This window comes from Hylemonella gracilis ATCC 19624 (assembly GCF_000211835.1).
In the GTDB taxonomy this organism is placed as follows: domain Bacteria; phylum Pseudomonadota; class Gammaproteobacteria; order Burkholderiales; family Burkholderiaceae_C; genus Hylemonella; species Hylemonella gracilis.
This window is the reverse complement of sequence record NZ_AEGR01000061.1, coordinates 1-19,604: the sequence shown is the minus strand read 5'-3', so window position 1 is coordinate 19,604 and position 19,604 is coordinate 1. Positions and strand designations below refer to the sequence as shown.

General features: G+C 66.3%; 17 protein-coding genes. 8 read left to right on the top strand and 9 right to left on the bottom strand.

What is annotated here, in order from left to right; all coding sequences use genetic code 11:
• Positions 1 to 13 precede the first annotated feature (13 nt).
• On the bottom strand, positions 14 to 1,039 hold the full coding sequence (gene xylF / locus HGR_RS10255) for a D-xylose ABC transporter substrate-binding protein (protein WP_006298167.1): 1,026 nt from the start codon (positions 1,037 to 1,039) through the stop codon (positions 14 to 16).
• A gap of 360 nt (positions 1,040 to 1,399) precedes the next feature.
• Between xylF and HGR_RS10250 the strand changes: the two genes are divergently transcribed.
• The gene (locus tag HGR_RS10250) at positions 1,400 to 2,614 is read left to right on the top strand and encodes a XylR family transcriptional regulator (RefSeq protein WP_006298166.1); all 1,215 of its coding nucleotides are present in this window, start codon (positions 1,400 to 1,402) and stop codon (positions 2,612 to 2,614) included.
• 126 nt (positions 2,615 to 2,740) lie between these two features.
• Here the strand turns inward: HGR_RS10250 and HGR_RS10245 are convergent, their stop codons facing one another.
• Genes HGR_RS10245 through HGR_RS10230 form a run of 4 tightly spaced genes read right to left on the bottom strand, consistent with a single transcriptional unit; the run spans position 2,741 to position 6,155 of the window.
• The gene (locus HGR_RS10245) at positions 2,741 to 3,760 is read right to left on the bottom strand and encodes a TRAP transporter substrate-binding protein (protein ID WP_006298165.1); all 1,020 of its coding nucleotides are present in this window, start codon (positions 3,758 to 3,760) and stop codon (positions 2,741 to 2,743) included.
• 41 nt (positions 3,761 to 3,801) lie between these two features.
• Positions 3,802 to 5,097, bottom strand: a complete 1,296-nt coding sequence (locus HGR_RS10240) for a TRAP transporter large permease (RefSeq protein ID WP_006298164.1) — start codon at positions 5,095 to 5,097, stop codon at positions 3,802 to 3,804.
• A 3-nt stretch (positions 5,098 to 5,100) separates the two neighbouring features.
• Positions 5,101 to 5,601 (bottom strand): TRAP transporter small permease, encoded by a 501-nt coding sequence (locus HGR_RS10235; RefSeq protein WP_006298163.1) that lies wholly within the window; start codon positions 5,599 to 5,601, stop codon positions 5,101 to 5,103.
• Positions 5,598 to 6,155 carry a gluconokinase gene (locus HGR_RS10230; RefSeq protein ID WP_050797440.1) on the bottom strand — a complete coding sequence of 186 codons (558 nt, stop codon included), beginning with the start codon at positions 6,153 to 6,155 and terminating at the stop codon, positions 5,598 to 5,600. Before HGR_RS10230 ends, HGR_RS10235 begins: the two co-directional genes overlap by 4 nt.
• Positions 6,156 to 6,348: 193 nt before the next feature.
• Between HGR_RS10230 and HGR_RS10225 the strand changes: the two genes are divergently transcribed.
• The 7 genes from HGR_RS10225 (at position 6,349) to HGR_RS10195 (ending at position 14,719) form a co-directional block, all read left to right on the top strand.
• Positions 6,349 to 7,374 (top strand): HTH-type transcriptional regulator GntR, encoded by a 1,026-nt coding sequence (locus HGR_RS10225; RefSeq protein ID WP_006298161.1) that lies wholly within the window; start codon positions 6,349 to 6,351, stop codon positions 7,372 to 7,374.
• A gap of 54 nt (positions 7,375 to 7,428) precedes the next feature.
• Positions 7,429 to 8,895: a glucose-6-phosphate dehydrogenase gene (gene zwf, locus HGR_RS10220; RefSeq protein ID WP_006298160.1), complete on the top strand. Its 1,467-nt coding sequence runs from the start codon at positions 7,429 to 7,431 to the stop codon at positions 8,893 to 8,895.
• A gap of 46 nt (positions 8,896 to 8,941) precedes the next feature.
• Positions 8,942 to 9,601, top strand: coding sequence for a 6-phosphogluconolactonase (gene pgl / locus HGR_RS10215; RefSeq protein WP_006298159.1), 660 nt, complete (start codon positions 8,942 to 8,944; stop codon positions 9,599 to 9,601).
• A gap of 64 nt (positions 9,602 to 9,665) precedes the next feature.
• Positions 9,666 to 11,522, top strand: coding sequence for a phosphogluconate dehydratase (edd, locus tag HGR_RS10210; protein WP_006298158.1), 1,857 nt, complete (start codon positions 9,666 to 9,668; stop codon positions 11,520 to 11,522).
• Between the two features lie 32 nt (positions 11,523 to 11,554).
• Complete coding sequence (locus HGR_RS10205; RefSeq protein WP_006298157.1) at positions 11,555 to 12,208, top strand: bifunctional 4-hydroxy-2-oxoglutarate aldolase/2-dehydro-3-deoxy-phosphogluconate aldolase; 654 nt, start codon at positions 11,555 to 11,557, stop codon at positions 12,206 to 12,208.
• Between the two features lie 32 nt (positions 12,209 to 12,240).
• A complete protein-coding gene (locus HGR_RS10200) occupies positions 12,241 to 13,875 on the top strand; it encodes an ATP-binding protein (protein ID WP_006298156.1) in 1,635 nt (544 codons plus the stop codon).
• Complete coding sequence (locus HGR_RS10195; RefSeq protein ID WP_138922478.1) at positions 13,859 to 14,719, top strand: hypothetical protein; 861 nt, start codon at positions 13,859 to 13,861, stop codon at positions 14,717 to 14,719. Before HGR_RS10200 ends, HGR_RS10195 begins: the two co-directional genes overlap by 17 nt.
• Before the next feature lie 209 nt (positions 14,720 to 14,928).
• Here the strand turns inward: HGR_RS10195 and HGR_RS10190 are convergent, their stop codons facing one another.
• The 4 genes from HGR_RS10190 to HGR_RS10175 all read right to left on the bottom strand — a co-directional run.
• Positions 14,929 to 16,392 (bottom strand): ATP-binding cassette domain-containing protein, encoded by a 1,464-nt coding sequence (locus HGR_RS10190; protein ID WP_006298154.1) that lies wholly within the window; start codon positions 16,390 to 16,392, stop codon positions 14,929 to 14,931.
• Positions 16,389 to 17,195, bottom strand: a complete 807-nt coding sequence (locus tag HGR_RS10185; RefSeq protein WP_006298153.1) for a hypothetical protein — start codon at positions 17,193 to 17,195, stop codon at positions 16,389 to 16,391. The genes HGR_RS10190 and HGR_RS10185 overlap by 4 nt, the downstream gene beginning before the upstream one ends.
• Positions 17,179 to 18,063 carry an ABC transporter permease family protein gene (locus tag HGR_RS10180; RefSeq protein ID WP_006298152.1) on the bottom strand — a complete coding sequence of 295 codons (885 nt, stop codon included), beginning with the start codon at positions 18,061 to 18,063 and terminating at the stop codon, positions 17,179 to 17,181. The genes HGR_RS10185 and HGR_RS10180 overlap by 17 nt, the downstream gene beginning before the upstream one ends.
• On the bottom strand, positions 18,060 to 19,604 hold a 1,545-nt coding region (locus HGR_RS10175; RefSeq protein WP_039853176.1), incomplete at its 5' end, for an ABC transporter substrate-binding protein. The genes HGR_RS10180 and HGR_RS10175, both read right to left, overlap by 4 nt.

The following is a 19,604-nucleotide window of genomic DNA, read 5'->3' as shown; positions in this document are numbered from 1 at the left end:
CGCAAGCGGCTGTTCACTTGCCGCTGATCTGCGCTTGGGTGTAGAGACCGTCCTTGATCACCAGGTCGATGTTCTCCTTGGTCAGCACGGTCGGCTGCAGCAGCACGGTATCGACTTTCTTCTTGCCGTTGTCGTACTGGGAGTTGTACGTCGGCTTGTTGCCCTTGGCGAGGTCCACCGCCAGTTGGGCTGCCGTGCTCGCGATCTGCTTGAGCGGCTTGTAGACCGTCATCGTCTGCGTGCCGGCGATCAGGCGCTTGACGGCGGCCAGGTCGGCGTCCTGCCCCGAGACCGGCACCTTGCCCGCCAGGCGCTGCGCGGCCAGCGCCTGGATGGCGCCACCCGCCGTGCCGTCGTTGGAAGCCACCACGGCGTCGATCTTGTTGCCATTGGCCGTCAACGCGTTCTCCATGATCGAGAGCGCGGTGGACGGACTCCATTCCGGCACCCATTGCGAGCCGACCACCTTGATGTCGCCTCGGTCGATCGCGGGCTGCAGCACCTTCAGCTGTCCTTCGCGCAGCATCTTGGCGTTGTTGTCGGTCGGCGCGCCGCCGAGCAGGAAATAGTTGCCCTTGGGACGGGCGCTGAAGACGCCTTGCGCCTGCATTTCTCCAACCTTGTGGTTGTCGAAGGAGATGTAGGCATCGACGTCGGCATCGAGGATCAGGCGGTCATAGGACAGCACTTTGATGCCCGCCTTCTTCGCCTCGGCCACGACATTGGTCAGGGCCTTGGAATTGAAGGGCACGATGACGATCACGTCCACGCCTCGCGAAATCATGTTCTCGATCTGGGCGATCTGACGCGCCTCGTTGGCGTCGGCCGATTGCACCGACACCTTGGCGCCAAGCTGCGTGGCCGCGGCCACGAAGTAATCGCGATCACGCGCCCAGCGCTCGACGCGCAGGTCGTCGATGCTGAAACCGATCTCGGGACGCTCCTTGCTGGCGTGCGCCAGCGTGCCGAGCAACGAGCTGGCGAGGACGGCACCACAAACCAATGAAGCCAACACGGAACGACGTTTGCTGAAAATCATTTGTCTCACTCCTGTTTTGTAGGGATCGATGAACCGAATGGCCGCGCCGTGTCTTGAAGCGCGGCCACTGCATGCGGTTCAACCCGCGCTGCATGCGCGAATCGACCGCTTCTTGCGGGCGATCCTTCATGCAAGAATTTCGCAGGGCGTTTTCATCGTAGCCCTGGCTTCGCGCGCGGTCGATTGTGAAATCGGCCAAAGAATCTAATGTTTATTTATCATTCGCCGCAGGACGCGCGGAGCGCCAACGGCGTTGGTGGTTTCACCTAATGACTAACGATAGGGGCGCGGCCTGATGGGGCCGTCCCAGGCCAACACCGAGGAGACAAGGCGGCGTCACGCGAGACCGCGTCAGGAATCATGCACAGCCACTCGCCCGCGCATCCGCGCATCCACCGGATCGCGCTACTGTTCAACGCGAACAAAGTCTATGACCGCGACATCATCGTCGGCATCGGCGACTATCTGCGTTCGACGCGGGTCACTTGGGAGCTCTTTCTCGAGGATGATTTCCGCTGTCGTCTCGCGGGCATTGAGCACTTCGATGGCGACGGCATCATTGCGGACTTCGACGACCCCGACGTCGCCGATGCCTTGCGTCCTTGTCGCTTGCCCATCGTCGCGATAGGCGCCTCCTACGAGGATGAAACGGCCTATCCGAGCCAGCATCCCTACGTCGCGACCGACAACGCGCAGTTGATCGCGCTGGCGTACAAGCATCTGATCGACGCGGGTCTGGAGAACTTCGCCCTCTACAGCGTGCCTGTCTCGCCGGCTCACCGATGGGCCTTGGAACGCGAGCGCGCTTATTTGCGGTTGCGCCAGGCCGATCAACCGAACGCCTGCGCGCCAGACGAAATTTACCGAGGCCTGGCCACCAGCGCCATGTCCTGGAATCAGTCCAGCGCGCAGTTGATCGACTGGCTGCGGGCGCTGCCCAAGCCGGTCGGCATCATCGCCGTGACCGACGCGCGGGCGCGCCATCTGCTGCAGGCCTGCCTGCTGGCCGATCTCGCCGTGCCCGAGCAGGTGGCCATCATCGGCATCGACAACGACCCCTTGGCGCGAACGCTGGGCCGCATTCCCCTGTCATCGGTCATCCAAAGCACGGAAGAGATGGGTCGCACTGCCGCGCAGCTGCTGCACCAGATGCTGGGCGGCGTGCGCCTGCCCGGGCACAGGGTGCTGGTTCCGCCGGTGGGGGTCAACGCGCTGGCGTCCTCGCGCCATCAGCCCCTGTCCAACGCCTACGTGATGCGCGCGCGCCATTTCATACGGCAATACGCATGCCAAGGCATCAAGACGGAACAAGTCGCCGCGTACGTGGGCATCTCGCGTTCGGCGCTGGAGGAGCACTTTCGTCGCGACCTGGGCTGCACCGTGCACCAGGCGATCCTGTCTCACAAGCTCGACGTCGCCAAGGAAATGCTCGCGCGGCGGGACGCATCGAGTTCGGATGTCGCTGTGCGCAGCGGCTTCACCTCGCTGCAGTACATGTACACGGTCTTTCGGAGAGAACTCGACTGCACGCCACGCGAATACCAAGAGCGCATGACATTGAGCGTGCGTGCTTGAGCGCATTGCCCGCGCGTAAATTTTGCAAGGTCTCGGGCGCTGGCCTTGGCGAGAACACCACACCGCTCAATGAAAAACGCCCGGCGCGACAAGCACCGGGCGTTTGGGCCAAGCTAGGAAAGCGGCTTACTTCTTCGCGCGCAGGCGCTTGAGTTCAGCCTGGGTTTCGTCCCACAGGGCCTGGCCCACGCCGGTGGCGATGCTGGCGTTCACCTGGGTCAGGCGCGCGCGCATGCGGTCGGTCTCGGCCGGCGTCAACTCGTTGATCAGCATGCCCTTGGCACGCAGCTCGGCCAGGGCCTGGGCGGCTTCGGCGCGGGTGTCCTTGCGCTCGAAGTCACGGCTCTTCTTCGCGGCGTCCAACAGGATCTTCTGCTCATCCTTGGACAAGGTGTCCCACCACTTCTTGCTGACGGTCACGATCCAGGGGCTGTAGACGTGGTTGGTCACGCTCAGGTACTTCTGGACTTCGTAGAACTTGCTCGACAGGATGGTGTTGTACGGGTTCTCCTGGCCATCCACCGTCTTGGTTTCCAGGGCGCTGAACAGCTCGGAGAACGGCAGCGGCACGGCGTTGGCGCCCAGCATCTTGAAGCTGTCGAGGAAGACGTTGTTCTGCATGACGCGCAGCTTGATGCCGTCCATGTCTTCCACCTTGGTGACCGGGCGCTTGTTGTTGGTCAGGTTGCGGAAGCCGTTTTCCCAGTAGACCAGGCCCACCAGGCCCTTTTCCTGCAGCTTGTCCATCACCTTCTGGCCGACCGGGCCATCCAGCACGGCGTCGGCTTCCTGGGTGTTGTTGAAGAGGAAGGGCGTGTCCCACAGCGCCATTTCCTGCGTGATGCCCACCAGGGTCGCGGTGGAACCCACCATCATCTCCTGCGCGCCGCCGATCAGGGCCTGCTGCATCTGCACGTCCGAACCCAGGGCGGCGGCGCCGATCGCGCGCAAGCGCAGCTTGCCATTCGATGCCTTGGCCACCTCGTCGGCGAACACCTTGACGGCGCGGCCTTGATTGGATTGTTCGTTCAGGCCGTAGCCGAAGCGGATGATGCGCGACTTCACGTCTTGGGCCAGGCCGGCCAGGGGCGCGGCCAGGAGCGCGGCCGCGGTGGCGGCCAGCAGAGTGCGTCGAATCAGTTTCATGGTGTGTCTCCTTGAAGCGAGTGAAAAGAAAGTGAACGTCGTCAGCGCAACCAAAGGACCGGCGCAGTGACGATCTGCGGGAACGCGATGAAGAGCAGCAGGATGGCCAGGTAAACGATCAGGTAGGGATTGACCCCGCGGATGACCTCGTCCAGCTGCATGCGGCCCACGCCGGCCACCACGTTGAGCACCGTGCCCACGGGCGGCGTGATCAGGCCGATGGTGCCGTTGAGCACGAACATCAAGCCGAAGTACACCGGGTCGATGCCCGCCTTGACCGCGATGGGCAGCATCACGGGGGCAAAGATCAGGATGGTGGGCGTCAAGTCCAGCGCGGTGCCGATCACGACCAGCACGCCCATCATCACCAGCATCAGCAGCTTGGGGTTTTCGGTCAGGCCACCCAGCCAGCCGGTCAACACGGTCGGCAGATCGGCCAGCGTGACCATGTAGCTGGCCACCTGCGCACCGGCGCACAGGAACATCACGATGGCCGTGGTCTTGGCCGCGCGGGTCAGCACGCCGTGCAACTGAGCCAGGGTCATTTCACGGTGCACCAGCAGGGCCACCATGAGGGCGTAGAACGCCGCGACCACCGCCGCCTCGGTCGGCGTGAACACGCCGGACTTCATGCCGCCGATGATGATGAGGGGCATCAGCAAGGCCCAGAAAGCCTTGGCCGTGACACGCAAGCGATCCTTGTAGGGCATGGGCTCGTCACGCTGCACACCGGTCATGCGCGCGCTTTCGATGCGCCAGGCAATCACCAGCCCCAGTCCCATGATGATGCCGGGCACGATACCCGAGAGGAAGAGCTGGGAGATCGAGGTGTTGGTCGTCACGCCGTAGATCACCATGGGCATGGACGGCGGGATGATGGGCGCGATGATGCCGCCCGCGGCCATCAGGCCGGCCGAGCGGCCCATGGGGTAACCGTGCGCCTTCATCATCGGCAGCAGGATGGTCGCCAGCGCCGCGGTGTCCGCCAACGCCGAACCGCTCATGCTGGCCATCAGCATGGCCGCGCCAATGGTCACGAAGCCCAGGCCGCCTCGGATGTGTCCCACCCAGGCGCGCGCCATCTCAATGATGCGGCGGCTGATGCCGCCCGCGTTCATCAGCTCACCTGCCAGGATGAAGAAGGGCACGGCCAGCAGCGGAAAGCTGTCGATGCCGGCCACCAAGTTCTGGGCCAGCAACTGGGTGTCCCAGAAATCCAGCGTCCAGGCCATGCCCGCGCCGGTCAGTACCAAGGCAAAGGCCATGGGCACGCCCAGGCCCATGAAGACCACCATGCCCAGGCAAAAAACAATGAAGGCTTGCGCTTCGAGACTCATCACTCACTCCACCTCGGCTTCATGGCCGAAATCGGGCAAACGCCCGCGCACCAGATCGCGCAAGGCCATGACGCCGATGGCCACGCTGCACAGCAAGGCTGGCAAGGGCAGCAGGGCCGCCGGGTAACGCAAGACCACGCTGTGGCTGCCCATGCCCACCACGACCTGCTGCCAAGCGCCCCAGGCCAGCATCACGCAGGCCACCACCACGAGCAGATGGATGAGCCGCGCCAGCCAGGGCATGGCCGCGCCATGTCGAAAACGCCGAACCAGCGCGGTGAAGGCCATGTGCTCGCCACGCGGGTAGGCCGCGGTGGCGCCGATGCAGACCAGCCAGACGAACAGCAAACGCGACAGCTCCTCGCTGGCCGCGACACCGCTGCCAAAGCCGTAGCGCAGCACCACGTTGACGAACACCGCCAGCGCCATCACGGCCAGGCACAGGGCCATCAGCAGGCCGGTGAATTTCTGGGCGGCGGAAGAAGGAAGGGATTCTTGTGTCATGCCTGGGGTGCTTGAGTCTGGGAGGTCGGCTGGCGCAGCCAGTCGCACACGTGCTGGCAGAGCTGGTCCAGGGGTTGCAGTGCGTCGAGCGCCAGCACCCCAGGCTCGCCACGGGGGTCTTCCAGGGTTTGGAACTGGCTGGCCACCAGGCTCACCGGAAAAATATGGCCGGGGCGCGCGGCCACGCGCTGACGCGCCGCCTCCTCGCTCAGGCCCATGAAGGCGAAACGCAGATCGGGAGCGGCGGCGCGCAGGCGGTCACGGTAGGCGCGGCGCAGGGCGGAACAGGTCAGCACCACACCGGATTCCGCGGCGAGCAGTTGCCCCAGGCGCTGCAGCCAGCCCGCGCGGTCGTCGTCGGTCAAGGCGATGCCCGCGCGCATCTTGCGCACGTTCTCGGGCGAGTGGTAGTCGTCCCCCTCGTGCAAACGCCAGTCCATGTGGCGGGACACGGCCTGGGCCAGGCTGGATTTGCCGCAGCCGGCCACGCCCATCACGACGAGGTGCTGCGGCGCGAACCCTGCTCCGGGTTGGAAAGATGGCGTGTCAGACATGATTTGGTAGCGCTGTCCAATGCTCTGTGAAAACGGCACGCCCAAGGCGTGCCGCACGGATAGACGAAACTGTGAAGAGGAACCTCGATGAAAACCCTGAGACTTCGGTTTGTACGGCGGGTCAGCCTTGAAATCAGGCGATGGTAGCGCTATCCTACCGCATGCGCCCTTTCCAATTTCGCAGGGATAACCCTTGAGCCAGCACCCGCGCCGCCGCCGTTCCAGCGGTCGCGTCACCCTCAACGATGTGGCCCAGGCCGCCGAAGTCAGTCCGATCACCGCCTCGCGCGCACTGCGCGGAGAACGCGGCGTCGCCCCCGAGCTGGTGGCACGCGTGCAGGAAGCGGCGCAGCGCCTGGGTTACGTGCCCGACCCCGCGGCGCGCGCCCTGGCCACCCAACGCGGCACCCAAGTGCCCGTGCTCGTGCCCCTGTTGTCCAACACCCTCTTCGTGGACGTGCTGGAAGCCGTGCACCGCACACTCTTCCCGGCGGGCTACCAGCCGCTGATCGGGGTGACGCACTACGACGCGCAGGAAGAGGAAGCGCTGCTGCGCAGCTACCTCGCGCTGCGTCCGGCCGGACTGCTGGTCACCGGTTTCGACCGCACCGAGACCGCGCGCCAGTTGATCGCCGCCAGCGGCGTGCCTTGCGTGCACCTGATGGAAGTGACCGACGCACCTCAGGTCTATTGCGCGGGCTTCTCGCAACAGGACGCGGGCGCGGCCATGACCGAGCACCTGCTGGCGCGCGGGCGCAAACGCATCGCCTTCATCGCCGCCCAGCTCGACCCGCGCACTCTTCAACGCGCCGAGGGTTACCGCCGTTGCCTGCGGGCCGCGGGTCTGTATGACCCCGCGCTGGAGTTGTTGAGCCCGGCGCGTTCCTCGCTGGCACTGGGCGCCGAGCTGCTGGAACGCCTGCTGCGCGAGCAAACGGACGTGGACGCGGTCTTCTTCTGCAACGACGACCTGGCCCAGGGCGGTCTGCTGGCCGCGCAGCGGCTGGGTGTGGCCGTGCCCCAAAAGCTGGCCATCGCGGGCTTCAACGACCTGGCGGGCAGCGCCCAGATGCTGCCGCCCTTGACCACCGTGCGCACGCCGCGCTGGGCCATCGGCGAAGCCGGCGCGCAGATGCTGCTGCAACTGATCCGCGGCGGCCTCCCGGCCCAGCACAGCGTGCACCTGCCTTACGAGGTGGTGGTGCGCGCCAGTTCCTGACAGCCGGCCCCGGCCCGTGCCAAGATGCGGTTTGCCCCTGACCTGAACCCCCGCATGAACACCAAGACCGACCCCCCGCTTCCCCTGGACCTCGTCATCTTCGGCGGCGCCGGCGACCTGGCGCTGCGCAAGCTGATCCCCGCGCTGTACATGGCCCATCTGCACGGCCGGTTGCCCGCCGAGGCGCGCATCGTGGGCGTCGGGCGCCAGCCCTGGACCACGGCGGACTACGCCGCCTTTGTCGCTGAGCGCGCCCGCCCCTTCATCCCCGACAACGCCTTGGATGCCGCGGCCTGGAGCGGATTCTTGGCCCGACTGGACTTCGCGACCGTGGACGCGACCCGACCCGAGAGTTTCACCGCGCTGCGCGCCTGCTGCGCGCGCACGGCCGTGCGGGTTTACTACCTCGCCACGGCGCCCGGGCTCTTCGCGCCGATCTGCGCCGAGTTGTCGGCACAGGGCCTGATCAACGCGGACGCGCGCGTGGTGCTCGAAAAACCGCTGGGGCAGGACCTTGAATCGGCGCGCGCCATCAACGACGAGGTGGCCCGCCACTTCGCCGAGCGCCAAATCTACCGCATCGACCACTACCTGGGCAAAGAGACGGTGCAAAACCTGATGGTGCTGCGCTTTGGCAACGCCATCTTCGAGCCGCTCTGGCGCGGCCCCAACATCCGCAGCGTGCAAATCACCGTCGCCGAGTCGGTGGGTGTGGGCAGCCGCGCTGGTTTCTACGACCAGACGGGCGCGTTGCGCGACATGGTGCAGAACCACCTGCTGCAGCTGATGTGCATCGTGGCCATGGAGCCGCCGCTCTCACTCGACCCCGATGATGTGCGTGACGAAAAGCTCAAGGTGCTGCGCTCATTGCAGCCACTGACGCAAGCCGACATCCTGCGCGACACCGTGCGCGGGCAGTATGCTGCCGGCCACGCCGAGGGGCAGGCCGCGCCCGGCTACCGGGAAGAGGACGGCGTGCCCGCCGAGAGCCAGACCGAGACCTTCGTGGCGCTCAAGGCCCATGTGCGCAACCCGCGCTGGGCCCACGTGCCCTTCTTCCTGCGCACCGGCAAGCGCATGCCGCACCGGCGCAGTCAGATCATCATCGAGTTCGCGCAGCCTCCGTTCTCGGTGTTCGCGGAGCAGCCCGACGCCCAGCCCAACCGCCTGGTCATCACGCTGCAACCCGAAGAATCCATCCAACTGCAAATGATGGTCAAGGAGCCGGGCAGCGGCATGCGCATGCAACGCGTGGACCTGGGCCTGGATCTGCAGTCCACCTCGCGGCGCCGTCGCGCGGAAGCTTACGAGCGCCTGCTGATGGACGTGGTGCACGGGCGACTGACCCACTTCATGCGGCGCGACGAGCTGGAAGCCGCTTGGCGCTGGATCGACCCCATCCAACGCGGCTGGCAAGCCTCGAACCAACCCGCGCGCCCCTACCCCGCAGGCAGCTGGGGCCCGGCGGCCAGCTCGGCCCTGATGGCACGCGAAGGCCTGGCCTGGTTCGAGGAAACATGAAGCGGTCCGATCGCACGAAGCGCTTCACCGACGACAGAGACCATTGATGCCCCTGCCCGTGGAACATCCCCATGCCACCGCCCGAGCCCTCGCGCTCGACATCGCCGCGCGGCTGCAGTCCGCGCTGGCCGCGCGCGGCGAGGCGCTGCTGCGCGTGTCCGGCGGACGCTCGCCGGTGGCTCTGTTTGAACAATTGCGAGCGCAGCCGCTGGACTGGGTGCGGGTGTCCGTGCAACTGGTGGACGAGCGCCAACTGCCCGATGGCCATGCCGAACGCAACGAAACCCTGCTGCGCGCCCACTTGCTGCAAGGGCCTGCCGCCGCCGCGCGCCTGCTGCCGCTGGACGCAGCCCATCCAGCGCACGCGGCGCTGACGGCCGACGTGACCGTGCTGGGCATGGGCGAGGACGGTCATACGGCGTCGCTCTTCCCCGACGCCCCCGGCGTGGCCGAGGCGCTGCGGCCCGAGGCCACGCCCGGCTTGGTGGCGCTCACGCCCACGCAAGCGCCCCATCCGCGCGTCAGCCTGAACCTGGCCGCGCTGCTGAACAGCCGCCACACCGTGCTGTCCATCGCGGGACCGGCCAAGTGGGCCGTGTACCAACGCGCGCTGCAAGGCGCGCGCACCGGGTCCGACACGACCCTGCCCATTTCCCTGGTGCTGCACCACGCGACCGAACCGGTCGCGGTGTGGCACGCCGATTGAACAAACCAGACTCAACGATCCAAAAGACCGAGTCATTCCGACTCCCAGAACAAAGAGACGAACCATGAACGCCCCCACGCCCTTGCACCCCACGCTCAAGACGGTCACCGAGCGCATCGTCGAACGCAGCCGCGAGACCCGCGCCGCCTACCTGGCCATGGTGGCGCGCTCACGCAAGCCCGGCCCTTACCGCGAAGGCATGGGTTGCGCCAACGCGGCCCACGCCTGGGCCGCGATGCCGGTCAACGACAAGCTGACCCTGCGCGCCGCGCGCGCGCCCAATTTGGGCGTCGTCACCGCCTACAACGACATGCTGTCGGCCCATCAGCCCTACGAGAACTACCCCGAGCAAATCCGCGCGGCCGCGCGCGCCGCGGGCGCCACGGCCCAGGTGGCTGGCGGCGTGCCCGCCATGTGCGACGGCGTGACCCAGGGCTACGAAGGCATGGAACTCTCGCTGTTCTCGCGCGACGTGATCGCCCTGGCCACGGCGGTGTCGCTCTCGCACAATGTGTTCGACGCGGCGCTGTGCCTGGGCATCTGCGACAAGATCGTGCCCGGCTTGGTGATGGGCGCGCTGCAGTTCGGGCAGTTGCCCGTGGTCTTCGTCCCCTCGGGCCCCATGAGCTCGGGCCTGCCCAACGACGAGAAGGCCAAGGTGCGCCAGCTCTACGCCCAAGGCAAGGTGAGCCGTGACGAATTGCTCAAGGCCGAGGAAGCGGCCTACCACGGGCCGGGAACCTGCACGTTCTACGGCACGGCCAACTCCAACCAGATGCTGATGGAGGTCATGGGCCTGCACCTGCCCGGCGCGTCCTTCGTGAACCCGCAGACCACGCTGCGCCCGCTGCTCACGCGCGCGGCCGTGCAACGCGCGGTGGCGCTGGCCCAGGCCGCCGCTTCCGGCGATGTGGCGAACAGCGCCACCATGGCCGAGGTGGTCAGCGAGAAAACCATCGTCAACGCCATCGTGGGCCTGCTGGCCACCGGCGGCTCGACCAACCACACACTGCACCTCGTGGCCATGGCGCGGGCCGCGGGCGTGCTGATCGACTGGGACGATTTCGCCGAGCTGTCGGCCAACGTGCCCCTGCTCACGCGCATCTACCCCAACGGCACGGCCGACGTGAACCACTTCCAGGCGGCGGGTGGCATGGGCTTCTTAATCCGCGAGCTGCTGTCCGTGGGCCTGCTGCACCCGGACGTGCGCACCGTGATGGGCCAGGGCCTTCAGGCCTACGCCCAGGAGCCCTGGCAGGACGGCAGCGGCCCTTACGCCGCCCTGGCTTGGCGGCCCGTGCCCGCCACCTCGGGCAACACAGACGTGCTGCGCGGCGTGGCCGACCCTTTCAGCGCCGACGGCGGCCTCAAGCTGCTGCAGGGCAACCTGGGCCGCGCGGTGGTCAAGACCTCGGCGGTCAAACCCCAGCACCGCCATGTGCGCGCGCCCGCCGTCGTGGTGGACAGCCAGCAGGAACTGCAGGAGCTGTTCAAGCAAGGCCAACTGGAACGCGACTTCGTGGCCGTGGTGCGTTACCAAGGCCCGCGCGCCAACGGCATGCCCGAGCTGCACAAACTCACGCCCGCGCTGGGCACGCTGCAGGACAAAGGCTTCAAGGTGGCCCTGGTCACGGATGGCCGCATGTCCGGCGCTTCCGGCAAGGTGCCCGCCGCCATCCACCTCAGTCCCGAAGCGCTGGACGGCGGCATGATCGCCCGCGTGCGCAACGGGGACATGATCGACCTCGACTGCGAAGCCGGCCGCCTGCTGCTGGAAGTGCCCGATCAAGAACTGGCGGCGCGCCCGGTGCAAGCGCCTGATCTGTCCGCGCAGCACAGCGGCGTGGGCCGTGATCTGTTCGCCCTCTTTCGCCAGCACGCGGGCCGCGCCGAAGCCGGCGCCTCGCCCCTGCTGGGTTGAGTTCCTGAGTTTTGTTATCGTCTCGCCCCACCATGACCCTGCCCTTGTCCCTGCCCGCCTTCCGCTCCCGCATCGTTCCCGTGGTCGTCATCACCGACCCGAAACAGGCCGCGCCCCTGGCCGACGCCCTGCTCGAGGGCGGCATCGACGTGATTGAGATCACCCTGCGTCACCCGGCCGCGCTGGCGGCCATCGAGGCTGCGGCGCGCCACGCGCCCGGACTCTGCGTAGGCGCGGGCACCGTGACTCGCCCCGAGGAAGCTCAGCGGGTCAAGGACGCGGGCGCGCGTTTCGCCCTCTCGCCTGGCATGACGCCCGCCTTGCTGGATGCGGTGCAGGCCGCGCAACTGCCCTTTGTTCCGGGGGTGATGACGCCCGGCGAGGTGATGACCGCGCGCGACGCGGGCTACGGCCTGGTCAAGCTCTTTCCCGCCGCGCAGGCCGGCGGACTGAACATGCTCAAGGCCCTGGCCGGCCCGCTGCCTGACATGCGCTTTTGCCCCACGGGCGGCGTCAGCCCCGAGAACCTGAGCTCCTTCCTGCAACAGCCCAACGTGGCCTTGGTCGGCGGCTCCTGGCTCACGCCAGCCGACGTGCTGACACGCGGCGATTGGGCCACCGTCACGCGGCTGGCGCGCGAGGCGAGCGCGCAGGCTCAGAGTCTGGCCGCGCAGGCCGGCGCCTGAAACCGGGCAAGCCCGCGCCGTCGCGCAGCGTCATGCAGCTCGCCGCACTCCTGCGTCTGGCCGCCTTCCGCCACTGGCTGCTGGCGGCTTTCATGCTCATCGCCTTGTTGCTGGGCGGCGCGGCGATCAGCGCGGTGTTCACGCTGGGCCGACTGATGAACGAGCACGGCGAAGGCGCCTCCCGGGCGCTGCGCCTGAACGCCGCCACCCAGACCCTGGCCGCGCACACGACCGCGATGGAGCGCGCGGCGCGGCAATCGCTCATCCTCAACGACGAACCGCTGCGCCTGCGCCACGCCGAGGAATCCCGTGCAGCGCAAGATACCCTGGCGCTGCTGCTGAACGAAGCCGCGCAATCTCGCGCATCGGACGACGAGACGCAACGGGCGGCGACGGACGCCGCCTTTGAGCAGTTGAACGCCGCGGCGGCGCAATGGCGCGCGCAGCATGACCGCATCCGCGCGCTGATGGCGCAAGGCGGCGTGCTCAAGGACACCCCTGCCGGCCGGGCCCAGGCACTGCGTCAGTCGCTGACCCGTGAACGCGCGGTGGCACGTGCTTTCCGCGACATGGACTTGCTGACCCAGCAACTGGGCCAGCGGGTGCAACAACTGATCACGAAGAACAGCGAGGCCCTGCGCGAACGCCTGGCACGCAGCCAGCGCAACCTGGGTGGACTGGTCAGCGTCGCGGTTGGACTCACGCTCGCCTTGGCCGTGGGGCTGGGGCTGTGGCTGGCGCGCCCGCTGCGGCAGATCGAACGCGCGATCGTGGGGCTGGGAGAGAACCGGCTCGACCAGCCGATCGCGATCCGCGGCCCCAGCGACGTGCGCCAGCTCGGCCTGCAACTGGATTGGCTGCGACTGCGCCTGACGGAACTCGACGCCGACAAGGCGCGCTTCCTGCGTCATGTCTCGCACGAACTCAAGACGCCGCTGGCCGCGCTGCGCGAGGGGGTCGCGCTGCTGGAAGACGGGGTGACGGGGCCGCTCAACGAGCGTCAGCAGGAGGTCGCGCACATCCTGCACCAAAACGCGCAGACGCTGCAGCAACGCATCGAAGCCCTGCTGCGCTTCAACGCGGCAGCGTTCGAGGCTCGGCAGCTCAAGCGCCGTCCGGTGGACCTGCAGGCCCTGGTCCACGCGCAGATCGAAGCCCAGCGCCTGCAATGGCGCGGCCGTAACCTCGCGGTGCGGGTGCGTGTGGGCGAACCCATGGCGTCCTCGGACTCATCACGGCTTGCTTCGAGCACCTTGCCGACCTTGCAGCTGGACGAGGAGAAGATGGGCATCGCCCTCGCCAACCTGTTGTCCAATGCCATCCGTTTCTCGCCCCCAGGAGGGGTGATCGAATTCAACTTTCATCTCCAGCCGGGCTGGGTTCTGCTAGACATCGGCGACCAGGGCCCCGGTGTCGCCGAGCCCGACCGTGCACGCATCTTCGAACCGTTCTACCGCGGCCAGCGCCAACCCGAATTGCAAGCGCCCCACGCCCTGCATGGCAGCGGGATCGGCTTGTCCATCGTGCGGGAATACATCGAGGCCCACGGCGGGCGCATCAGCTTGCTCGATGATGCGCAGCCCAGCGACACGGCGACCCCCACCATCGGCGCGCCGCCACGGGGAGCCCGGTTCCGCATCGAGTTGCCCCATGAAAGCTCGGTGTGACATGCCCGCCAAGCCGTGCACGGTCTGGGCCGACTCCGACGTCCTGTTCCCCGACCCGATCTCGATGACACCGTGGCCCAGTGCGCGTGGCGAGACACGCCGCGGCCCAGGCCAACCACGGCATGCTGGAGCGCTGCTGGCGCGCCCGGCAATGGCGCTGACGCTGGTCGCTGGTCTGACCGTGCTTCAGCTAGCGGGCTGCGCGGCCCAGCTGTGGCCACCGGCGCAATGGTCCGTCACGGTGGACCTGCCCTGGGTGCATACCCCCGAGCCGGTGCCCGCGCCGGCCGCTGCCCCGGCGCCAGCCCCCGCGGCGCTGGCGGCGCCAGCAGCGCCGCACAAGGCACCCGCCAACGTCACTGAGGCGCTGGCCTATGCCAAGGCCCTGTGCGCGCTGCCCCCCGCCGAGCTGGAGGCCGAGATCGAACGGCTGCGCAGCCTGCCCGTGCAAGATGGGCACGCACCGCTGCATGCACAGCAATTGGCGTTTGCGGAACAACTCGCCTTGCTTTACACCGAACAGCAACGCCTGCAAGACGCCAATGAACGGCAAGCCCAGATGCTGCGCGAGCGCCAGCGTCGCATCGAGCAGTTGAACGGCCAGATCGCGGCCATGCGCGCCGTCGAGTACAGCCTGCCCGCAGCGGCGGGCGGGGCCGCTCCCCACGGATCGGCGACGAAACCGGCCAGTCCCACGGCGCCCAGGGGCGCCACGAGTTTCGCCGTGCCCTCCACGCCCGCGGTGGTCAAGGCCCTTCCAGCCAGCACGGCTGAGCCTGCCGCCAACCGCGACGAAGCGGAGACCCGATTGGGCGACGATGCGCGCCCAACGTCCGAGCCCTGACCTCAGAACCCTGATCTCGGCGTGCGTCGCATCGCTCGGAGCGAACCACCCAGGTGCTTGGCCTCGGACGTCCAGAGACGACGCTTTGATGGTCAGATTGCGGGGCAAGACCCCCACGTCGTTTCCGTGAGGACGGTGAGGACGGAACTGACGGTCCCCACTGGGCGCAGGCGCGCTCCGTGGAGACCTTCCATCGCGGCGGGGTCGGACTAGACCGGGCGGTCGTTGTCGACCAGACTCAAGAAGTCGTAGTCCGTTTGGATGAAGTACTGGAGGTCGAAATCCTCGTGCGTGACCACGATGAGGATGGCGGCCTTCTCTTTCAAGTACTCGGCGATGGCCTTCATGACCAGGGCGCGGGTCTCAAAGTCGATGTGGGCGAAGGGCTCGTCCAACAAGATCACGTCAGGCTCGGCGGCCAGCGCGCGGACGATGTCCATGCGCTTCATCTCGCCGGAACTGAGCGAGCGGGGCAGGTTGTCCAAGAGCACGCGGCGCAGCTGGATCTTGTCCATCAGCGCCTGCACCCGGTCCTCGGCGTAGAGGGCCGGATTGCCGTAGACCTTGCCGATCTCCTTGAGGGAATCCCTCACCTTCAGATCGGGGAAGAAGGAGAAGCGGGAGTCCTGCTGAACGATGGCGATCTTGCGCCGATAAGGCTTGAAGGCCTCGGGGTCACCGCCGCGCTCGTAGGGCTTCAAGGCCACCAGATCTTGGCCGCCAAGGTCGATCGTCCCGCTGGTGCCATCCAACAGCCGAAGGATGGCCTTGATCATGCTCGTCTTGCCGCAACCCGAGGGACCGGTGACGCCATAGATGTGGGACCGGCGGAAGGTCACGTCCAGATGTTTGTAGGCCCAGCTGGGTCGGTCGCCGAAAACACCGCGAACCATGTAGTGCTGGCTGACGTCCCTCAGATCGAGACCGGCGGCGCCAACGCCGTCGTCTTTCTCCTTGGCGATCACGACGTCTTCGGGGAGCTTGTCGAGCGTGATGAGCTTCTGTTTCTCAAGGCGCAGGATGACGTCGAGATGCAAGGCCCGGACGAAGTCGATGTCGTGGCTGGCCATCAAGATGGTCTTGCCCTTACCCAGAATCTCGTCATTAAGGAAGGTGATGAAGCGCTTGCGCAGCTGCCGGTCGAGGTTGACGGTGGGCTCATCCAGCAACACCAGGTCAGCCTTGCGCGAGAGCAAGATCATCAGGGTGATGCGCTGGAGTTCACCGCCGGAAACTTCATCGGGATACTGCTTCGCGTACCGGGTGAAGTCGAGGTTGAAGTACTCCTTGAGCCGTCGCGCGACCAGTTCCTGGGCCTCGGGGCAAATGATCTTGAGGTTCTGCTCCAGCGACAGGGCCGGATTCATGGCTTGCGCTGTCTCGGCGGGAACGAAGGTCAGCCCAATGTGGAGAATGCTCCGCCAGGTTTCGAGGCTGGTCTTCTTGCCGCCGACGTAAGCGTCGATGCCGTGGAGTTTCATGCCCCCCGCCATGGCAAACGGTCCGTAGAGCAAACCCGCCAAGGTCTTGAGGAAGACCGATTTGCCAGAGCCCGTGGTGCCGGTGATGACCGTCGAGGTGCCGGGCACGGGCTCGAAACGCTCGATGTCGAACAGCAGCCGGTCCTTGAGGTGGACGGAGAAATTGTTGACGAGGATGGGAGAGGCGCTCATGCGTGGTGCTCCTTTTGCTTGTCTTGTCCCAAAAGGAGCAGGAACGCGAAACTCACCATGACCAGCAGGATGACCGGGAGCCAGAACAGAGCCTGTGAGCCGTCGGTGTTTCGCAGGAGGACCATCCGCCAGGCGGCAATGAGGCCGCCGGGACTGGTATGGGCCGGGGTGCCGTTGGCGCCCATGCCCACTTGGATGATGAAGCTGAACGAGCAGTCCAGAACCAAGGTCTTGAGCAGAATGCCGGCGGCCGTGCGGCGCAGCACGTCGCGCATGTCCTTCGAATTCAGCAGGACGGCCAAGATCCGCCCCTTGGTGAACCCATAGGCCCGCAGCGACACGGAATACTTGCGGTGGTAGAGCTCACCGAGCGGGAGAGCCACGCCACGGACCGCTTCGGGAAGGGTGGTCAGGGTGGCGGCGAAGATGAAGACACTCAGCGACAAAATGGTCGAGGTCGACGCCGAGTTGCTGGCCAGGGCCACGGCCACAGGGGCGTAGCAGAACAGCGCCACCAGAATGGAGGGAATCGACTCGACGGCGTCCAGGACCGCAGCGGTGGTCTTGCCCACCACCGGCCACAGGATCGAACAGTAGCCCAGAGCCACGGTGACGACGCCGGCCACCAGCACGGTGATGGTCAGGGTGATGGACAGCTGTCGGAAGCTGGTCACCAAGCTGTGCCAATAAGCCGCCGGCAGGCCGACGGTCCACTCTCCGGCCCCGGGAACCCAGGCGAAGAGGAAGGGGGTCAGCATCGCCACCACGGCGGCGACGCTCAGAGTCTCAAAGAGCTTTTTCATACCACCGCGGATACAGGACGAAGAGGGCCGACTTGACCAAAAAAGTGACCATGGCGTTCACAGCGAGCAGCACGAACACCGCGGCGATCAGGGTGTCGGTGTGCATGTTGACCAAGGCATCCAGCAAGGTGCTCCCCAGACCAGGAAAGTTGAAGACCATCTCGGCGATGGTGACGCCACCGATGATGGCCGGCACTTTGCCCGCCACGTAGGGGATGAACCGAGGGGCCGCCGAGTTCAGGAGGTAACCGGTCACCGTCCCAGGCAGGGGCAAGGCTCTGCCGACCGCCGGCCCCAGGGTGCTGAACACCAGAGTGTGGGTGGTGTCGATCTGCCGCTTCATGTCGAGGGTCAAGAACCGGGTAGCGTCCCAGCCAAGACCGCCAAGGGCCACCACCACCAGCGCAATCAGCATGGGTGAGGGGCTCATGCCAGAAGCGCCGTAGAGCAACCAGAACCCGACGAAGAGCGGCACCGCCGACAAGAGCGAAGCCAGCAAGCCGCCCACGGCACCAAAGCCCACAGACTTGCGCCCGCCCTGGACGGTGCGCAGGTAAGCCGACGAGGCCGATGTCGAGGCACCCACCAGGGCGATGACCACCAGGAACAGCAGCGAGACCAAGGCCAGGGGAAAGGTGATGGCCGCTCCCGAGCTGATGATCTCCCGCGCGCTGAACCCCGCCGTTTCGAGCGAGAAATCAGAATCCAGAGTCACCATGGACCAGAAGGCTCCCAGAGTCTTCAGGTACTGGTCCGCCGGAGCTCCGATGGAGGCGAGGTAGAGGCCGACCAAGGCCAGGGTCCCGACCAGGGTGAAGACCACCCCGCGCAGACCCAGCTCTAGCGCCAGAAACCGTAGGAACCTCATTGAGCCCATTCCTCAACCGAGAGGAATGGATTGTCCGAGGCGATGACAATGTTCTTGATGGCCCGGGAATACACATCCTTCTTGAGGCTAACCAGCGGCACCGAAGGCTGCAGCGAGCCGATCTTGGTCTGCAGCTCACGCGTGACCTTGATCCAGTCGGTGGCCACCACGGTGTTGTCCCAGGTCTGGAACAGCGCATCGAGGCCCGGGTCGGCGACGCCGGTCACGTTCAATGCACCGTTGCCCCGGTACCACTTGCCCATGTCAGAGTAAAGGTTGTCGAAGCCCTCGGCGTAGACCAAGGCCAAGTCGTACTTCTTCTCGCCAAACACCAGACGGTTGAACACCTGATCGCCAGTGCGCTTGGCCTCCACGGTCAGGCCGATCTTGGCGTACTGGGCCACGAGACTGTCGGCCATCTTCTGCCCCAAGTCGCCCAGAGAGTCGGGGAACAGCAGGACGGCGGTCTGGCCCTTGAGGCCGGCCTTCTCGGCCAAGGACGCTGCCGTGGCCGGGTTGTGGGGATGGGTGGCCTCGAAGGGAGGCACGTTGTATTCCGCGAAGTTGCGGCTGAACAGGTCCGAGGGGAAGGCGCCGTCGTTGACGATGGTCAGATCGTCGCGGTCAGTGACTCCGGGAACCAGGGCCTTGCGGTCCACCGCGGCAGACAGCGCAAAGCGCGCGGTGGGCGAGGCGAAAGTGGGCTTCTTGCTGTTGATCGCGACCTGATAGAACGCATAGGGCATGAAGGAGCTGAACTGGACGCCGCCCATCTTCTCGACCATGGGACGATCGGCCGGCGAGGTCTCTAGGATCAGGTTGATGCGGGCCTCACGGAACTCGTTGAGCCGGATCACCGGGTCGAGGACCCTGCGCAGGACCAGAGTCGACGTGGCCGGGGGGTGGCGCAGATAGCTCGCATTGGCCTTGAAGGTCAGCCACTTGCCAATTTCCCAGCTCTCGAAGACGAAGGGCCCGGTACCCACCGGGGCGGTCGCGAAGGCACGCTCCTTTTCACCAGAGCGGAGATTCGTCGACAGCTTGGTGCCCTTGTAATTCTCGGGAATGATCTTGAAGGTCAGCACCGGGATGGCCCGGAACTCGGGGATGGGCTTGCGGAACTCGATGACGACGGTCTTGGCGTCCTGCGCCTTGACCGACGAGATGAACGAGTTCAGGTAATCCCGCTTGGGCGACTTGTTCTCGGGCGCCATGTAAGCGGCGAAGGAGTACGCGACGTCGGCGGCGGTGACGGCAGCGCCGTCGTGCCACTTCACGTCTTTGAGGATCGCCGTGTACGTGGTCTTGGTGACCGGGTCCTGGCTGATGGAGTCGGCCAGCGCCAGCTCGGCATTGAGCTTGCCCGAGGCGGCGTCGACCTCGAAGTTGGCCAAACCATCGAACACCAGTTCATTGGCGTTCATGCCCTGGAGATTCTGCTCCAGCACGGGGTTCAACGAGTCAGGCAGGTTCGAGATACCGACCACGAGGCCCTCGGGCTCCCGCTGCCAGAACATGAACACTGCGGCGGTAGCCGCCAA